This is a genomic window from Gordonia sp. 852002-10350_SCH5691597 (assembly GCF_001665715.1).
GTDB classification, from domain to species: Bacteria; Actinomycetota; Actinomycetes; order Mycobacteriales; family Mycobacteriaceae; genus Gordonia; species Gordonia sputi.
Genome location: NZ_LZMO01000223.1, coordinates 1 through 13,521, shown reverse-complemented (window position 1 = coordinate 13,521; position 13,521 = coordinate 1). Strand labels below are relative to the sequence as shown.

The 13,521-nt window shown below is 62.7% G+C and carries 16 protein-coding genes; 15 read left to right on the top strand and 1 reads right to left on the bottom strand.

The window, feature by feature from the left end:
* Positions 1–82 precede the first annotated feature (82 nt).
* From A5777_RS16415 to A5777_RS16350, 15 genes are read left to right on the top strand one after another with little or no spacing between them, the layout of a single operon-like run.
* Positions 83–832 carry a hypothetical protein gene (locus A5777_RS16415; RefSeq protein ID WP_156529407.1) on the top strand — a complete coding sequence of 250 codons (750 nt, stop codon included), beginning with the start codon at positions 83–85 and terminating at the stop codon, positions 830–832.
* Positions 829–2,454, top strand: a complete 1,626-nt coding sequence (locus A5777_RS16410) for a Gp37-like protein (RefSeq protein ID WP_156529406.1) — start codon at positions 829–831, stop codon at positions 2,452–2,454. Before A5777_RS16415 ends, A5777_RS16410 begins: the two co-directional genes overlap by 4 nt.
* Positions 2,451–2,885: a phage gene 29 protein family protein gene (locus A5777_RS16405; protein WP_156529405.1), complete on the top strand. Its 435-nt coding sequence runs from the start codon at positions 2,451–2,453 to the stop codon at positions 2,883–2,885. Before A5777_RS16410 ends, A5777_RS16405 begins: the two co-directional genes overlap by 4 nt.
* On the top strand, positions 2,885–3,925 hold the full coding sequence (locus A5777_RS16400) for an N-acetylmuramoyl-L-alanine amidase (RefSeq protein ID WP_064863460.1): 1,041 nt from the start codon (positions 2,885–2,887) through the stop codon (positions 3,923–3,925). Before A5777_RS16405 ends, A5777_RS16400 begins: the two co-directional genes overlap by 1 nt.
* Positions 3,922–4,143: a hypothetical protein gene (locus A5777_RS16395; RefSeq protein ID WP_156529404.1), complete on the top strand. Its 222-nt coding sequence runs from the start codon at positions 3,922–3,924 to the stop codon at positions 4,141–4,143. The genes A5777_RS16400 and A5777_RS16395 overlap by 4 nt, the downstream gene beginning before the upstream one ends.
* Positions 4,144–4,148: 5 nt before the next feature.
* Positions 4,149–4,472: a hypothetical protein gene (locus A5777_RS16390; RefSeq protein WP_064863458.1), complete on the top strand. Its 324-nt coding sequence runs from the start codon at positions 4,149–4,151 to the stop codon at positions 4,470–4,472.
* A 1-nt stretch (position 4,473) separates the two neighbouring features.
* Positions 4,474–4,671 (top strand): DUF7620 family protein, encoded by a 198-nt coding sequence (locus A5777_RS16385; protein ID WP_064863457.1) that lies wholly within the window; start codon positions 4,474–4,476, stop codon positions 4,669–4,671.
* Entirely contained in the window at positions 4,668–4,970 is a 303-nt protein-coding gene (locus tag A5777_RS16380; RefSeq protein WP_064863456.1) for a putative phage holin, read from the top strand. Before A5777_RS16385 ends, A5777_RS16380 begins: the two co-directional genes overlap by 4 nt.
* Positions 4,967–5,746, top strand: a complete 780-nt coding sequence (locus A5777_RS16375; protein WP_064863455.1) for a cutinase family protein — start codon at positions 4,967–4,969, stop codon at positions 5,744–5,746. The genes A5777_RS16380 and A5777_RS16375 overlap by 4 nt, the downstream gene beginning before the upstream one ends.
* Positions 5,743–6,906, top strand: a complete 1,164-nt coding sequence (locus tag A5777_RS16370; RefSeq protein ID WP_064863454.1) for a hypothetical protein — start codon at positions 5,743–5,745, stop codon at positions 6,904–6,906. Before A5777_RS16375 ends, A5777_RS16370 begins: the two co-directional genes overlap by 4 nt.
* Complete coding sequence (locus tag A5777_RS16365) at positions 6,903–7,391, top strand: hypothetical protein (RefSeq protein ID WP_064863453.1); 489 nt, start codon at positions 6,903–6,905, stop codon at positions 7,389–7,391. The genes A5777_RS16370 and A5777_RS16365 overlap by 4 nt, the downstream gene beginning before the upstream one ends.
* Positions 7,391–7,903, top strand: coding sequence for a hypothetical protein (locus A5777_RS24760; RefSeq protein WP_064863452.1), 513 nt, complete (start codon positions 7,391–7,393; stop codon positions 7,901–7,903). Before A5777_RS16365 ends, A5777_RS24760 begins: the two co-directional genes overlap by 1 nt.
* 17 nt (positions 7,904–7,920) lie before the next feature.
* Positions 7,921–10,263, top strand: a complete 2,343-nt coding sequence (locus A5777_RS16355; protein ID WP_156529403.1) for a hypothetical protein — start codon at positions 7,921–7,923, stop codon at positions 10,261–10,263.
* Positions 10,263–10,391 (top strand): hypothetical protein, encoded by a 129-nt coding sequence (locus A5777_RS25690; RefSeq protein ID WP_269447009.1) that lies wholly within the window; start codon positions 10,263–10,265, stop codon positions 10,389–10,391. The genes A5777_RS16355 and A5777_RS25690 overlap by 1 nt, the downstream gene beginning before the upstream one ends.
* Positions 10,384–11,850: a glycosyl hydrolase family 28-related protein gene (locus A5777_RS16350; RefSeq protein ID WP_197502400.1), complete on the top strand. Its 1,467-nt coding sequence runs from the start codon at positions 10,384–10,386 to the stop codon at positions 11,848–11,850. Before A5777_RS25690 ends, A5777_RS16350 begins: the two co-directional genes overlap by 8 nt.
* 425 nt (positions 11,851–12,275) lie before the next feature.
* Here the strand turns inward: A5777_RS16350 and A5777_RS16345 are convergent, their stop codons facing one another.
* Positions 12,276–13,373 (bottom strand): tyrosine-type recombinase/integrase, encoded by a 1,098-nt coding sequence (locus A5777_RS16345; protein WP_064863449.1) that lies wholly within the window; start codon positions 13,371–13,373, stop codon positions 12,276–12,278.
* Positions 13,374–13,521: the final 148 nt, after the last annotated feature.

The following is a 13,521-nucleotide window of genomic DNA, read 5'->3' as shown; positions in this document are numbered from 1 at the left end:
GGATTACCCACGTGTGGTCGAGGTTGATGGTGTTAACGGGTCGACGTGGACGCTGCACGGGTCGGGGATGGGGCCAGTCATCATGTCGGGCGTCAAAGGCCTGTACCACCCACTGCGGCTGCCGCGAGACCAGAAGCCCGCATTCATGCCTGGCGGCATCCCCGGCATCCCGAAGACCGATCCGCAGGTGATCGACCTCAAAGTGTTCTCATCTGGCCCCACAGGTATTGAGTGGGAACAGATCGAGAACGACTGGTGGGCTGCATGGTCGGACGAAGCCGACTCCACCTTGCGGGTATTCAACCGTGCCGGTGACGCCTACCGGGAGATGGACGTTCGGGTGCAGACATGGCCCGAAGACGACATGGATTCCGAACCGGAGGAGGAGTGGCCGTGGGCTATGCCGTTGATTGCGTACCGTCCTGGATGGCGGGGGCAGACGATCACGTCACGGTGGCCGTTGTCGGGCACCGCGACAGGTAGCGGCACGCTCAAGTTTGTCAATCCGGGCGATCTTGACATCAGTGTGCAGATTTCGCTCACCAACACCGGGGTCGAGAAGTGGACGGTACCGGATGGTATCGACGGCGCCACTGTCAAACTCGAACAGTTCCCCGCGTCGGTCGGTGATCTGTTTATCGATACCGACCCGTTTGCGATGCAGTTGGATTCTGACGTTGAGTCGCAGATCGCAATGTCACTGCTGGGGTTGCGGTTCCGCAAAATGATCCCGGCGAACACCACGGTCCCGGTTGAGGTGCCGATCGGTGTCACTGGCGGTGCGGGCGCGGCTAAGGCGTACATGACGCCGATGTGGAAGCGGCCCTGGTGACCGCTCCGGTTGATATTCGTCTCGACGGTGTGCGAGAAAGGGTGCTTGCGCGTCATCGTGTTGAGGCGGCGGCGACGCAGCAGCGGCCAGAGGTGATGATCTGCGACAAGCAGTGGCAGCTCGTCGCCTACGTGCAGGGTGAGTTGGACGGCGACTTCGAGGAGATCGCGAACGATACCGGTGAAGGCGTACTTACGCTCCCCGGTCGACATCGGCTCGTGAAATGGCTGCTCACCAAGCAGCGGTGGCCCGAAGATGTGCACATCATTGTCCAGACGCCGTACAAGCGGTGGGCGGGCAAATGTGACGACATCAAACGGGTCATCGCGTCGGGCGAAATGGTCGCGGTGCGTGTGCATTTCCTCCACGACTACGACCGCGCAAAGCACCTCGAATGCTATGCCACCCCAGGATCACCAGCAGAGTTTCAGCCGATCAAGGCGATGCCATGGGTGGGTCCAGCCGTGACGGGCGTGAACACGTTTGGCCTCGTCAACATGTGGCGAGTCCAGATGGGAATCGATTCATTCCCTGACGACATCCTCGCGGGGATGGGCATGTTCAATGATTGGCTACCGGAGGATTGGTGGACCACGATGGTCCCGAACAATCCGCTCGTTGATTCGAGTCGGTGGACGGCAATGTCGGCGCGGTTCCCTATGTTTCACGATCTGGTGTTGCCCACGTTGCAAGACGGTGGGTTGCATCTGTCGGTGCAACGGTGGATGCCCGGTGATCCGCCGATACCGGGAGTGAAGCTGTCGGGCGAGCACTCGGTGCGGGTGTTCAAGACGATCGACAAGTCCGGATACCAAGGATTCACAGGCACGCTAGTCGATGGGCTTCTCAACTTCGTTGGCGTGATGGCTGAGGACTTCATCAACGAGATTCGACAAGAGCTCTCGCGCACGGTGCCGCCCGAGTACAAGCTGCCAGGCATCTTCGGCACGGTGAAATCTGCTCCGGCAATTGTGATTCCGGAGGGCAACCTCACGCCGCTGTCGTCATCAACGATGACTCTGCACAAGGCGATCGCCTACGCGATGGTGACGGGCGGCAAGAGTCCGCAGTGGGTCAACTCGCTCGCCAAACTGGCGGCGAACGCCGCGCTGGGATGGTTGGGCGCGACAATCGGAAACCCTGGGCTTGCGCTCGGTGTCTTCGATTTTCTGATCGAAGACACCATTCTTGCGTTCCATCGCACCCCGAATCCGGTGCGGAAAGCACTCATGGGGCCGGACGCGAACTGGGAGCAATGGGTGCAGGGGCCGGGCGTGGGATTCACGCTGTCGACGCTGCAGGCTATCAGGACCGGTTTCTGGGATACCCGCTACTACACCAGCTTTGAGGCCGAGCTCGACCCTGCGGCTCTGCCGTGGAAGTTGGGCAAGCACTTCGATCTGATGGATCGGATCGCGTTCGAGATCGCCGATCAGCTCTACGTCGACCACGTGACGAAGTGGGGTGTGAAGTGGTCAGCCTCCGAACCCGTCACTCACCGTTTGACGATCGGTGATGGTCGCGCGGAGGAGTCCCCCGCGGCGAAGATGCAGCGCTACAAGGAGAGCATTTTGACCCTGATTCAGCAGCAAGGAGTGCTCAGCGACGGAGGCACCGCATGATGGAGGACATTCGACGCGTCGACGACCACGGCGACACCTACTCGATCCCCTATGACCCTGGTGCACGTAAGACGCACCGGTGGGAAGGGTTGTTCCTCGATATTCCGATGACGATGGTGCGAGATCCGGCTGGTATTTGGCAGCCGTCTCCTGGGGCGATCATGTTGCCGCACACAGCGGCTCGTATCGCTGAGCATGTCGAGTTGTGCGGCTTTGCCCTCGATGATCAGGCGGCACAGATCCGGCGTGTCGACCTACCGCGTGGCGCACACCGCTGGCAGGATGCCCGTTCCCCGATCCCTGACATCGATCCGGTCGACAAGGTGCGGGATGTCGCGACCGCTGTCCTCACGACGTCGGAGAAGCAAGCGCTGATCGAGCGGCTACAGGCTGACGTTGACGACATCAATCTTTCAGAAGGAGATAAGTGATGAGTGATCCAACCTGGTTGCCTGATGTGCTTCGCGCCGCAGGCCTCCGATGCGACGTCTACCCTGGCGCGTTCGACCGAGGTCATGGTGACTTCGGCACGATCTGGGGGATCATTGCCCATCACACGGGCAGCTTCGGTGAGACTCCGCGCGGTATCGCGGAGCATCCGGCTCTCGGTCTCGCGTCGCAGCTCTACCTCTCTCGTGACGGTGTGTACACGCTGTGCGGCGTCGGGATCGCGTGGCACGCGGGCGAGGGCTCATGGCCTGGTATCCCGACAAACAACGCCAATCAATGCACCATCGGCATCGAAGCAGCCAACGATGGCACGTCGGGATGGTCTGCGGCGCAGTACAACGCGTACGTGCGTGGGTGTGCGGCGATCCTCAACAAGCTCGGGCAGCCGTCGTCGCATGTGATCGGCCACAAGGAGTGGGCGGCGATCCAGGGCAAGTGGGACCCCGGTGGCATCAACATGAACACCTTCCGCGCCGACGTTGCGCGCGTGCAGGCGGAACTTCGTGGTGGTGCACCGAAACCCCCGCCCGTCGTCAATCAGATCGACGCACAAGCGAAGGTCGCGACATGGCTCGGCAAGCGACTGCACGCAGGCGAGAAGCCATGCAAGGACGGCGTGGGTAGGTTCGCCGACTTCGAGCACGGCTCGATCTACTGGCATCCCAAGACTGGTGCGTACGCGATCCCGAAGGGCGGGCTGTACGAAGCGTTCTCGGCGCGCAAGTGGGAGCAGGGTGAACTCGGCTACCCGGTGCGCGTGCACGCGGTCCTCGATCGTGGTGGTGTGCAGGCATTCCAGGGCGGCGTGCTCTACGTCCTCAACGGTGCTGACCCGAAAGGCCATGTTGTGCATGGTGTCATCGGTGCTCGCTGGGCGAAGGAGGGCTACGAGAAGGGTGCGCTCGGGTGGCCGACGTCGGATGAATACGCAGATGGCAATGGGCGCCGTCAGGACTTCGAGGGTGGCTCACTGCTGTGGGACCCCTCGGGCGCAGTGAAGATTCTCAACGGAAAGGCATGACCATGAAGGTGTTCGGCTACAAGCCATCTCAGATTCGTAAGTTCGTTGTCGCGGTGCTCGGCGCCGTCGTCCTGATCTTGACGCAGATTCTCACGACGGGGGCCGATGTGATTCCGGCGTCGTGGGGTGCGTGGATTTCGACGGTGGTCGCGGTCGCGACAGCGGCGGGGGTGTATCTCGCACGCAACGCCTCCATGATCGACAGCCTCGACGAGTGATTCCCATGCCGCACACCGACAACGTCAGTCTGTACGTTGTCGGTGGCCTGGCGATCGTCCTCATCGGCATTCTCGGTGCAGTCATGCGGGCCATCGTGCAGGGCAAGATCCTGCCGAAGTCGACGCTTGATGCCATGATCGCCGAGCGTGATGCACGGATCATGGCGCAGGCGTCGGCGCTTGATGCCGCGACCGTGCTGACAACGGAGCAGGCGCACACCATTGCGACACAAGCGGACAGCATTGCAGATTTCGGTGAGGCTCAGCGCCTCCAGGTGCGCGTCGCGAACGCGCTTCACGCTCAGGTTGCCGATGCTGGCGGTGAGTGACATGAGCGATCCGATTGTGGATGACGCTGATGGTCGCCGGGTGGGTTTTGAGCGCCAGATTAATGAGCTTCGGGCGGCTCGTCCTGATGTGGATGCGCATCGTCGGGAGGCTGCCGAATTGTTGGCTGAGTCGCGGGAGGCTGAGCGCCGCAATCACTTCGCGGAGGCGATTGCCGAGAGCATGAGGAGACGAGAGTGAAGCTGTCCGACATCGACGCCGGAGATATTGCTGTCTTTGTGTGGTGTTTGCTGTCGATCTATCTCACTGTGCGATACGGGATCTGGTCGAATTGGCGGTCGTCGTCAGCGGGCCGAATCCTGTTCACATCCCTGTGCTGCACAAGCATTGCTCTGACTCAGGTGTCGGTGACGTTGCTGACAGATTCGGGCTATCCGGCGCGTGATGTGATCCGTCCGATTGCGTACACGCTCGGCATTATCGGGACACTCGTGATGATTCGCCTTCTACGGAATATGCAGCGGAAGGACCGGCAATGACTGTCGTCGTGACCGCTCGCGGGATCAGCGAGGCCGTCGACCGAAACATGTTGTCGCAGTTCGTGCGCTGCCTGCCGTCGTGGGAGCATATCGAGCTCGGGTGGTCGGCGAGCTACGGGTTCGTGAATGCTGATCACCGTTGGGATGGGCAGGCTTTCGAGCGCGCCCTCGCTGACGGACAAGAGCTACTGACGCAGGTGATCGAGCGGTATCTCGCCGCAGACCCGTCGCCGCGCATCGTCCTCGCGGGCTACTCGGGGGGTGCGGCACTCATTCACCGCTGGCTGGCGTCGCAATGGCGGTCGTATCCAGAGGTCGTGGGCGCGGTGTTGGTGGCTGATCCGCACGCGCCGCTCACGAATGGCCTGTTTGGTGTGGCCGGGTTGCGTCCGATGCAGACGTTCGGCCCGGTGCTGTGGGTCAGCAATCCGCGCGACATGATCTGTTGTTGCCCACCGGATTCGCCGATCCGCACCATCGGGGACCAGACGGCCATGATGAGCTTCTGCGATCCTGCCGCGTGGGGGTTGGACCTGCTTGATCGGGTGAAGAACAACCGCTGGCAGCAGATTCGCGCCAATCCGTTCGACATCATCGGCACCGTTCGTCGTTACGGGCGTGCTGTCGATGACGTGTGCGGCTACCTCGGCGTCGACCCGCACACCCTCAAGTTTTCGGGGTCGCTGTGTCAACACACCGTGTACTCGTGGCAGCGACCCACCGCAGGCGACACGTGGCTACAGAACGCCGCCAAGCGAATCAGGAGTGTGGCATGACGTCACCAGACGGCCGGCCGCTGTCGGCATATCAGGACACGCAACCTGAGCCGGTCGGGTCGTGGCCGATGATGGTCAATCTGTCGAAGTTGGGCGAAAAGATCATCATGACACCCCTTGCGCATCTGATTGCGTGGGTTCTGGGTGATGACGTCGAGGACTGGGACACGCTGGAAGAGCTGCGTGACAATCTCATTCCTGCGCTATTGCGTCGTCCGTTGGAGATTCTCGCCGGGATATTCCACACCGGCACGGACGAGACGGGCATTGTCGGCCTGACGGCGATCGAGAAACTCTTTGCGCCAGTGCAAAACATCATTGACACCATTTTCAACGGCTACCACAACACGTCCGAGACGGGTAAGAACCTCAACGACATTTCGGTGACGATGGCGAACGTGGATAACCGGCTCACAAATCTGGAAGGAGGCGGTGTGCGACAGAGCATTACGTCGTCTACGACGATCAACTTGTCGGGTAAGACCAAGGTGAAGGGCGTGCTGATCGGGTCATCCTCGGCGGCGTCTCCGGGTGGTAATCAGGCTGGTGGCGCGGCGGGTACTCCGGGCGGATATGTGGAGCTGCCGGAGATTGACGTCACGTGGCTGGCGACGCAGGTGCCCGACATTACGGCGGTGAGCGTGGTCGTCGGCACGAGTGGCGGCGAGAGCAAGTTTGGGCAGCGCTCAAACGGGACGTGGGTCTTCGAGACCCGCATTGGTTTCGCTGTCAAGGTTGACGGGTATTCGTTTGTCACTTGCAACTCGGGGCCTGGCGCGGGCGGATACGGCGGCGCTGGCTACACCAGCGGCGACGCCACCGTCAACAACGGCACTAAGGGTGGCGACTCGATGCTCGCCATCGGCGGTGCTGGCGGTGCCTACGGCGGCAACGGCCCCGGTAGAGCGGGAGGCAACGGCATTCAGGCCCCGATCGACGGTCCGGCCAAGTCTGGCGGCTCAGGCGGTGGCGGTGGTGGCGGCGGCGGAGCGACCAGCCTCGGCGGTATCGGCCAATCGGGCGGGGCAGGTGGACACGGCGCTTTCCCCGGTGGCGCACCGGGCGGCGGTGGCGGTCGAGCCTCAAATCCCGGACCCGGCACCACAGTCGGCGCGGGCGGTAGCTCCGCAAACGGATACGTCGAGTTGGAGGCGGTATGACCGAGCTTGTGATCAGTAACGTGCAGGGGTGGGCATCGACGACCCGCCTCTACCGCGACGTGGTTGCTGACGGCGACTGGTGGCTGATTTCGGCCATTCTCGTGTCAGCGGTCCGCAACGCCACGGTCGATGTGGTTGCCGAGACTGCCGACATCGACCCTCACGGCACAGCGGACTCGGGCACCGGGCATATCGAAATCTATCGCGCCACCGTGGCCGAGACGCCCGCTTACGAATGGGTGCAGACCGCCGGACCGCCTGCGCCACAGGGAGATTACGACATCACCTACCCCGATGACAAGCACCTCATCGCCACACGCGATGGCGTCGAGTATCGCGCCGAACTCCAACAGGTCCGCACCGACTACACGATCACCGCGGTAGACGCCGACGGCGACCCGCTCAACGGCTTGACGCCGTGGGCGGTCCTGCCGCACGGCACCACCTTTGAGCAGGCACTCGACCACATCGCACAGGAGGCATGATGGCTCGACTACAAGGCGTCTACAAGCTGCCCGATGGCAGCATCCCCATCGGCGGCACAATCAAGCTGCGTGTCCCCCGTGACCGCAACACCACAAACGGCAGCTCGTACACGATGCCCGCGAAAACCATCGCCATCCCTATCGACGCGACGACCGGCGCATACGATTCGGGCACCATCCCAGACGGCCCATACCAGGTGCGGCGCGTCATCACTGGCGCACCGACACAGGGCAGCAACGGCGGCTGGTCGGATGTGATCCTGTCGGGCACCACCGATCTACAGACGGCGATCGACACCTACGACCCCACCTCTTACACCCCACCTGTGGTGTCGGCGGCGCAGGCTGCGGCGGCGCAGGCGGCGCAGGCGGCGGCGGCGGCCGAGGCGGCGGCCGAGCAGGTGGCCGGCGGCGTGGTTGCCACCGACAACGGTGACGGCACATTCTCGCTGTCGTCGTCGACGGGCGCGCTCGTCGACCACGGCGACGGCACCTGGACTCTCACCACCTAAGCAGGGAGACATCACGCATGGCATCTGTCACTGGCTATTCGAAGACTCAGACGGACCAGTTGTTTGCGCCGAAGGTGAATGATCGGCCGGCGCACGGGCTCGACGTCGGATTCGCGATCGGTTTCCCGGAGGCGACGAGCTCGGCGACGACGATCAATGGGATCGCGGCGAAAGCGAAAGCGTTGGGCGGGCGCCGGATTCGGATCATCATCTCGCCCTACGACGTGGGTGCGGGGCCGTCGTACACGTGGACGCGGGTCGATCAGCAGTTCGCGGCGGCGAAGGCAGCAGGGTTGTCCCCGCACGTCCTGTTTGAGCAGCCCCGCAACGGTGCTGGCACTGCGTTCGTCACGCCGACGACGGCGGTGATGACTCCGCTGATCACCGCGGCTGTCGCCCGGTACAAGGATCGCTGCTCGACGTGGGAAATCTGCAACGAGGTCAACCACCAGCAGCTGTGGGGTGGTGCACCGTCAGCGTCGGCGTACAAGACGATCCTGCAGGCCGCCTACACGGCGATTCACGCGGCTCAACCGCACGCCGTAGTGGTGACTGCAGGTTTGATGCAGGTCAATAATGTTGCCAATCAAACGATTTCGCCGGTCGATTTCCTGACCGGCTTGTATTCGGCTGGGGCGCAACCATTCTTCGACGCGGTGGGTAATCATCCCTACACGGTGGAGTCGGGTATCGATCCTGCTGCACCAGTGCCATCGGAAGCGTCGAACGCCTTCCTCCGCGACCAGGCGCTCTATGACGTGATGGTCGCAAATGGTGATTCGGGTAAGCAGGTGTGGTGGTCGGAGGTCGGATTTCCGACGGTGTCGAGCGCTGCGGCGCTCGGGTACACGGTCAGTCAGGCGCAGCAGCAGAAGTACCTGACGACGCTGCTGCAGGTGGGGTCTCGCCGCCCGTGGGTGGGTCCGGTGCTCGTGTACACGGTGCGCGATCTCGGGTCGGACACCACCGATCCGGAGAATGCGTACGGCCAGTACACCATTGACGGCACCCCGAAAGCGTCAGTGCAGTGGTGGAAGTCGGTGACGAAGCCGACGAGTGTGGGCATTCTCGGTGAGGCTGTGGCCCCGCGGGTGTCGCTGGGGTCGCTGTATCGGCCGATGACCGATGTGATCTCGACCAGTGTCCTGACCACCGATCGGTACGTGACGTCGCTGCCGAATGATTACACCAATCAGTGGGGCACGCGTTGGGACGCAACGACCTTCAACGCGCAAGGCCAGAACCTTGTCGCGGCGACGCCGGGGTCTCCGGCCAATGGGTGCGTCAACTCGAGTTCGGGCCGGTATGTGACGAGCGGGTCGACGACGCTGCAGTTCGGCTCCACCATCGACGTCGAGTTCATGTTCACCGGCGACAAGCTCGATATCATGATGTCTTGTGGCGGAGGCTATTTCGACACCCAGGTCTACATCGAGGACCAGGGCGTGATGCGTAAGGCGAAGGCGTTGCCGCTGGCGGGTAGCGCCACGGGCGCCGTGTATCGGTCGCTGCGATTCGCTGAGCGTGCGACCCGAAGGATTCGCGTCGTCATCCCGTACGGGCCGAACGCTCTGACGTGGACGCAGATCGTGCATGAGCGGTCCGCGATCCTCACCCGCTCACCGGATCGACCGCTGATCGTCACGACCGGCGACTCCTACTTCGAGCCCGCTGGGGTCTACAACCCTGGCAGCGCCCGCAGTTTCGCTTGCTTCGGGATGATCGATCAGCTCATCGAGGCGACTGGATTCGCTGTTGCGCGGTGCGCGCAGGGCGGCACCGGCTATTTCAACGACGGCAGCGGGTCCGCAGGCTCACTCACCGCGACGTACGGCACCGCCCACAGCTCACCTTTCGGGTCGACGTCGCGGATCGGCGCGTACACACCATTCCTCGGCGCCGCGAAGCCCGTGCTGTTCCTAGTGAATGGAACCATCAACGACGGCGGGCTCTCGGGTGACGGCACCACCGCGTCCCAGGCGGCGATGCAGGCGCGGGTGACCGCGTTGTTCGATGCCGTCGCCGCTCTCGATCCTCTCGTTGGTATCGCCGCGATTGGTCCTGAGCCGCTCAATGATTCGGCCGCGTCCGGCGTGCACGCGGTGAATCGGCTGGGCATCAAGGCGGCGGTCGACGCTCACGGGCAAGGCGTTGGTTTCGCTGACGCCAACAACCCCGCGGCGCCGTGGTGGACGGGCACCGGCTACGAGAATTCGGTGACCACCAGCCAACAGGCACAGATGATCGGCTCTGATCAGATTCACCCGAATTGGTTCGGGCACAAGTATTACGGCACGCGGATCGCCGCGGCGCTGGCGAGTATGCGGGTCTTGCGGGATCGCGCGGAGAGGGTGGCGTGATGGACGAGCTCAGCCAGGCATTCACCGAGGCCGGCATCGGGTTGCTTCCCGAGGTGGTGCCGCCGCCACCGCCGCCACCGGATGTTGCCGCACCCGACCCGACTGAAGGAGATGCCGATCATGGCTGACATCACCGCATACACCAAGCAGCAGGCCGACCAGCTGCTGGCTGGGAAGTACAGCAAGCCGGCTGAGGGTGTACCGAAGAGCGACCTCGCGTCGGGTGTGCAAGCGTCGCTGGAGAAGGCGGACGCTGCGCTCACCAAGACCGACGCGGACGCGACCTACGTCAAGGCGATCACGCCCGAGATGTTCGGCGCGGCAGGCGACGGCACGACGAATGACCAGGCAGCATTGCAGGCGATGTTCGACGCCGCAGGCGGCAAGATAGTGTGGCTGGCGGGAACGTACGCCCACAACGGCATCCTGACAATCTCAGCCTCGGGGGTGACTATCGACGGACCGGGCACGCTGCTCGCGACCGCCGAACAGACGTCATCGGTGCTCGTGTCCGGCGCGTACTGCACGATGCGACGGGTCACTATCAAGATGCAGTCTACCACGCAGCGCTACACCGAGTACGAGAAGATGAAGGTGCGGGTGACCGGCGATCACTTTTATGCAGACCGCATCACCATCGACGGCAGTGCAGCCTCGGGTGTGTACCTCGCGGCAGGCTGGGCGATGTTCCTCGGCTGCGTCATCAAGGACACCCGCGCAGATGGCATCTTCACCAGCGAAGGTTCCCACGACGTCACTGTCCTTGCGTGCACGGCAATCAACACTGGCGACGACGGATTTTCTGTCGTCTCCTACTCCAATCCCGGACCCGTGCAGCGGTACACCAACGTCGGCTGCAAGGTCATCAATGGAGGGGCGCGCGGGTTCTCGTGCGTCGGCGGCACCGACGTCACGTTCGCGAGTTTCTTCGTCAACGGGTGTCAGTCCGCAGCCCTGTATGTGGGTGGCGAGGGCGATGGGTTCGCCAACATTGCCCGCGTGAACTTCGTCGGCGGCGAGATCATCAACGCCAACCAGAATGCGTCCACCGACCACGGCGCGTTGCACGTCACCGCGTGGGGCACCCGATCAGTGACGCAGGTGTCGTTCTCTGGACTCACGATCCGCAACACCCGCTCCGAGGCGTCCGCCCAGTTGCGCGTCATCCGCTATGACAACTCCACCATCACCGACGTACTGCTGTCGGGGATAACGCTCATCGACGGACCCGGCACCCTCGTCAACCTCCACCAAGTCACCGCCGCAGGCAACCGCATCTACCTCGCGAACGTGCTCAGGAACGGCATCGACATCACCGCCCGTCAGGTGTTTACCAGTTACGGCGCGCTCACCTTGGACGGGGCATCAACAAAGTATGTGGTGTTCATGGCGTCGGGCGGATCGGCGCCGGTCCTGCCCACTGCGGTCGGCAACGTGTCCGTCTACCGATTCAAGAACACTGGCGCCGCGAACGCCACCATCTCGACCACGTCGTCGCAAACCATCGACGGCGCTGCCACCCTTACTCTGTCACCGGGCAACGCTGTCGATATTGAGTCTGACGGCGATAACTGGCGAACTTTCTGACCGCTAGCTCGGCTCCCACTCGTCACCCAACATGCCCCTCATCTCCGTCGACGTCACACCGATCTTGCGGTATCGGCCCGACAACTGCGTGCGACTGGAGGTAACTCACCCGAGTGATACAGCGCCGAGTCCAGTCGGTGGCGACTACTGGTTCGCCGCCGACGAGCTCGAGCACCTGGACTGACCGCTCGATACCATGAATTGTGTTGCGCGCCAACGTGATTGTGTGCTACAGTCGTGTCACAAGTTCAGAGCGGGTGAGGGTCAGGAACACACAGCGACGCCGAACAGAGCCGCGGGCAACGACCCGCCGCCTCGACACAGGCTCGGATCAAGCAACATTGAGACCCCGATCGCGGAGGCCCATGACGCGACACCCGAACCACAGCGCCCCATCTCTTCGGAGGTGGGGCGCTTTTGTCGTCTCACCCCAACAGCCTGCCAATAGCCTCAGCAGCCAACTGCCCCGACGCCCGATCCAAATGACCGTACGTATCCGCAGTCACCGTGATCGACTCATGCCCCATCTGCGCCTGCACCACCTTCAAATTGGCGCCCGCATTGATCGCCCACGACGCATACGTATGACGCAGATCATGCACCCGAGGCTTCTTCAACAACCGCGGCGACGCATCCACCGCCGACACCTTCTTCAACGCAGGCAACCACGCCTTGTTCTTGTACAGCTGGTTAGAGATCGGCCCACCGTCACGCGTCGGGAACAGCAATTCGCCAGGCTCCCGATCCAGATCCAACAACTCAATCACCGACGCCGGCACATCCACCGTCCGCACGCCCTTACGCGTCTTCGGCAACGCCAACCTACGAGCCTTGTTCGACCCGGTGTACTTCCACGCCTTGTTGATTCGCGCCGTCTTCGTGGCCGGATCGATGTCACCCACCGTGAGGGCTGTGGCCTCCCCGAACCGAGTGCCCGTGCCGACAAGCCACATCGTCAACGGCTGCCACCGCTCAGTCATCGCACCACACAACAACGCGAACTCGTCACGTGTCAGGAACACCATCTCGTCGGAATCCTTACGGGGAAGTCGAGTGTGCTCACACGGATTCTTCGGGATCTTCCCCGCACGCACCGCATGATTGAGCGCACCCGCAAGGAAGCCGTGCTTGTTCGCGATCGTCTTTCCCGCACCATCCATGTCGTTGACCCATCGGGCAACCGTCACATCGGTGACTGCCTCGAGCGGCATGGCTCCGATAGTGGGGGCGATGTCGTTCTTCACGTATGCGCGGTATCGGTCGCGGGTAGCTTCCTCGATACCGGTCAGTGTTTCGATGTGGCTGGTACACCACTGCGTGAGGGTGGTGTGACTGGTGCCAGAGTCGATGAGTCCCAGCAGTTTGCGCGCGTCGTCGGGGCCGAAGCGTTCAACGTTGCAGCGGAAGGCGTCAGCCTTCTTGATGTCCTCGAACGTGAGGGATCGTTGCTTGCCATCTTGCCGCCATAGCACCCGATAGTTGCAGGTGCCGTCGACGAGTTCGACGGGTCTCAGCGATGCCATGTGTTGCTCAGCGGGGGATGCATGAACCCAGTTTACCTGCGCCGACACCAGGACTTGTTGCTTTCCGGTGTTGCTTGTTGCTGTGTCGCGGTCCCGGCACTGCGTTGACCTGCGGTTTTGCGGTGGAGCTAAGGGGACTCGAACCCCT

Coding starts and splice junctions, on each gene's coding strand:
- A5777_RS16415 (WP_156529407.1), top strand. CDS start 83: ATGTCGGGCGTCAAAGGCCTGTACCACCCACTGCGGCTGCCGCGAGAC.
- A5777_RS16405 (WP_156529405.1), top strand. CDS start 2,451: ATGATGGAGGACATTCGACGCGTCGACGACCACGGCGACACCTACTCG.
- A5777_RS16400 (WP_064863460.1), top strand. CDS start 2,885: ATGAGTGATCCAACCTGGTTGCCTGATGTGCTTCGCGCCGCAGGCCTC.
- A5777_RS16395 (WP_156529404.1), top strand. CDS start 3,922: ATGACCATGAAGGTGTTCGGCTACAAGCCATCTCAGATTCGTAAGTTC.
- A5777_RS16390 (WP_064863458.1), top strand. CDS start 4,149: ATGCCGCACACCGACAACGTCAGTCTGTACGTTGTCGGTGGCCTGGCG.
- A5777_RS16385 (WP_064863457.1), top strand. CDS start 4,474: ATGAGCGATCCGATTGTGGATGACGCTGATGGTCGCCGGGTGGGTTTT.
- A5777_RS16375 (WP_064863455.1), top strand. CDS start 4,967: ATGACTGTCGTCGTGACCGCTCGCGGGATCAGCGAGGCCGTCGACCGA.
- A5777_RS16370 (WP_064863454.1), top strand. CDS start 5,743: ATGACGTCACCAGACGGCCGGCCGCTGTCGGCATATCAGGACACGCAA.
- A5777_RS16365 (WP_064863453.1), top strand. CDS start 6,903: ATGACCGAGCTTGTGATCAGTAACGTGCAGGGGTGGGCATCGACGACC.
- A5777_RS24760 (WP_064863452.1), top strand. CDS start 7,391: ATGGCTCGACTACAAGGCGTCTACAAGCTGCCCGATGGCAGCATCCCC.
- A5777_RS16355 (WP_156529403.1), top strand. CDS start 7,921: ATGGCATCTGTCACTGGCTATTCGAAGACTCAGACGGACCAGTTGTTT.
- A5777_RS25690 (WP_269447009.1), top strand. CDS start 10,263: ATGGACGAGCTCAGCCAGGCATTCACCGAGGCCGGCATCGGGTTGCTT.
- A5777_RS16350 (WP_197502400.1), top strand. CDS start 10,384: ATGGCTGACATCACCGCATACACCAAGCAGCAGGCCGACCAGCTGCTG.
- A5777_RS16345 (WP_064863449.1), bottom strand. CDS start 13,373: ATGGCATCGCTGAGACCCGTCGAACTCGTCGACGGCACCTGCAACTAT.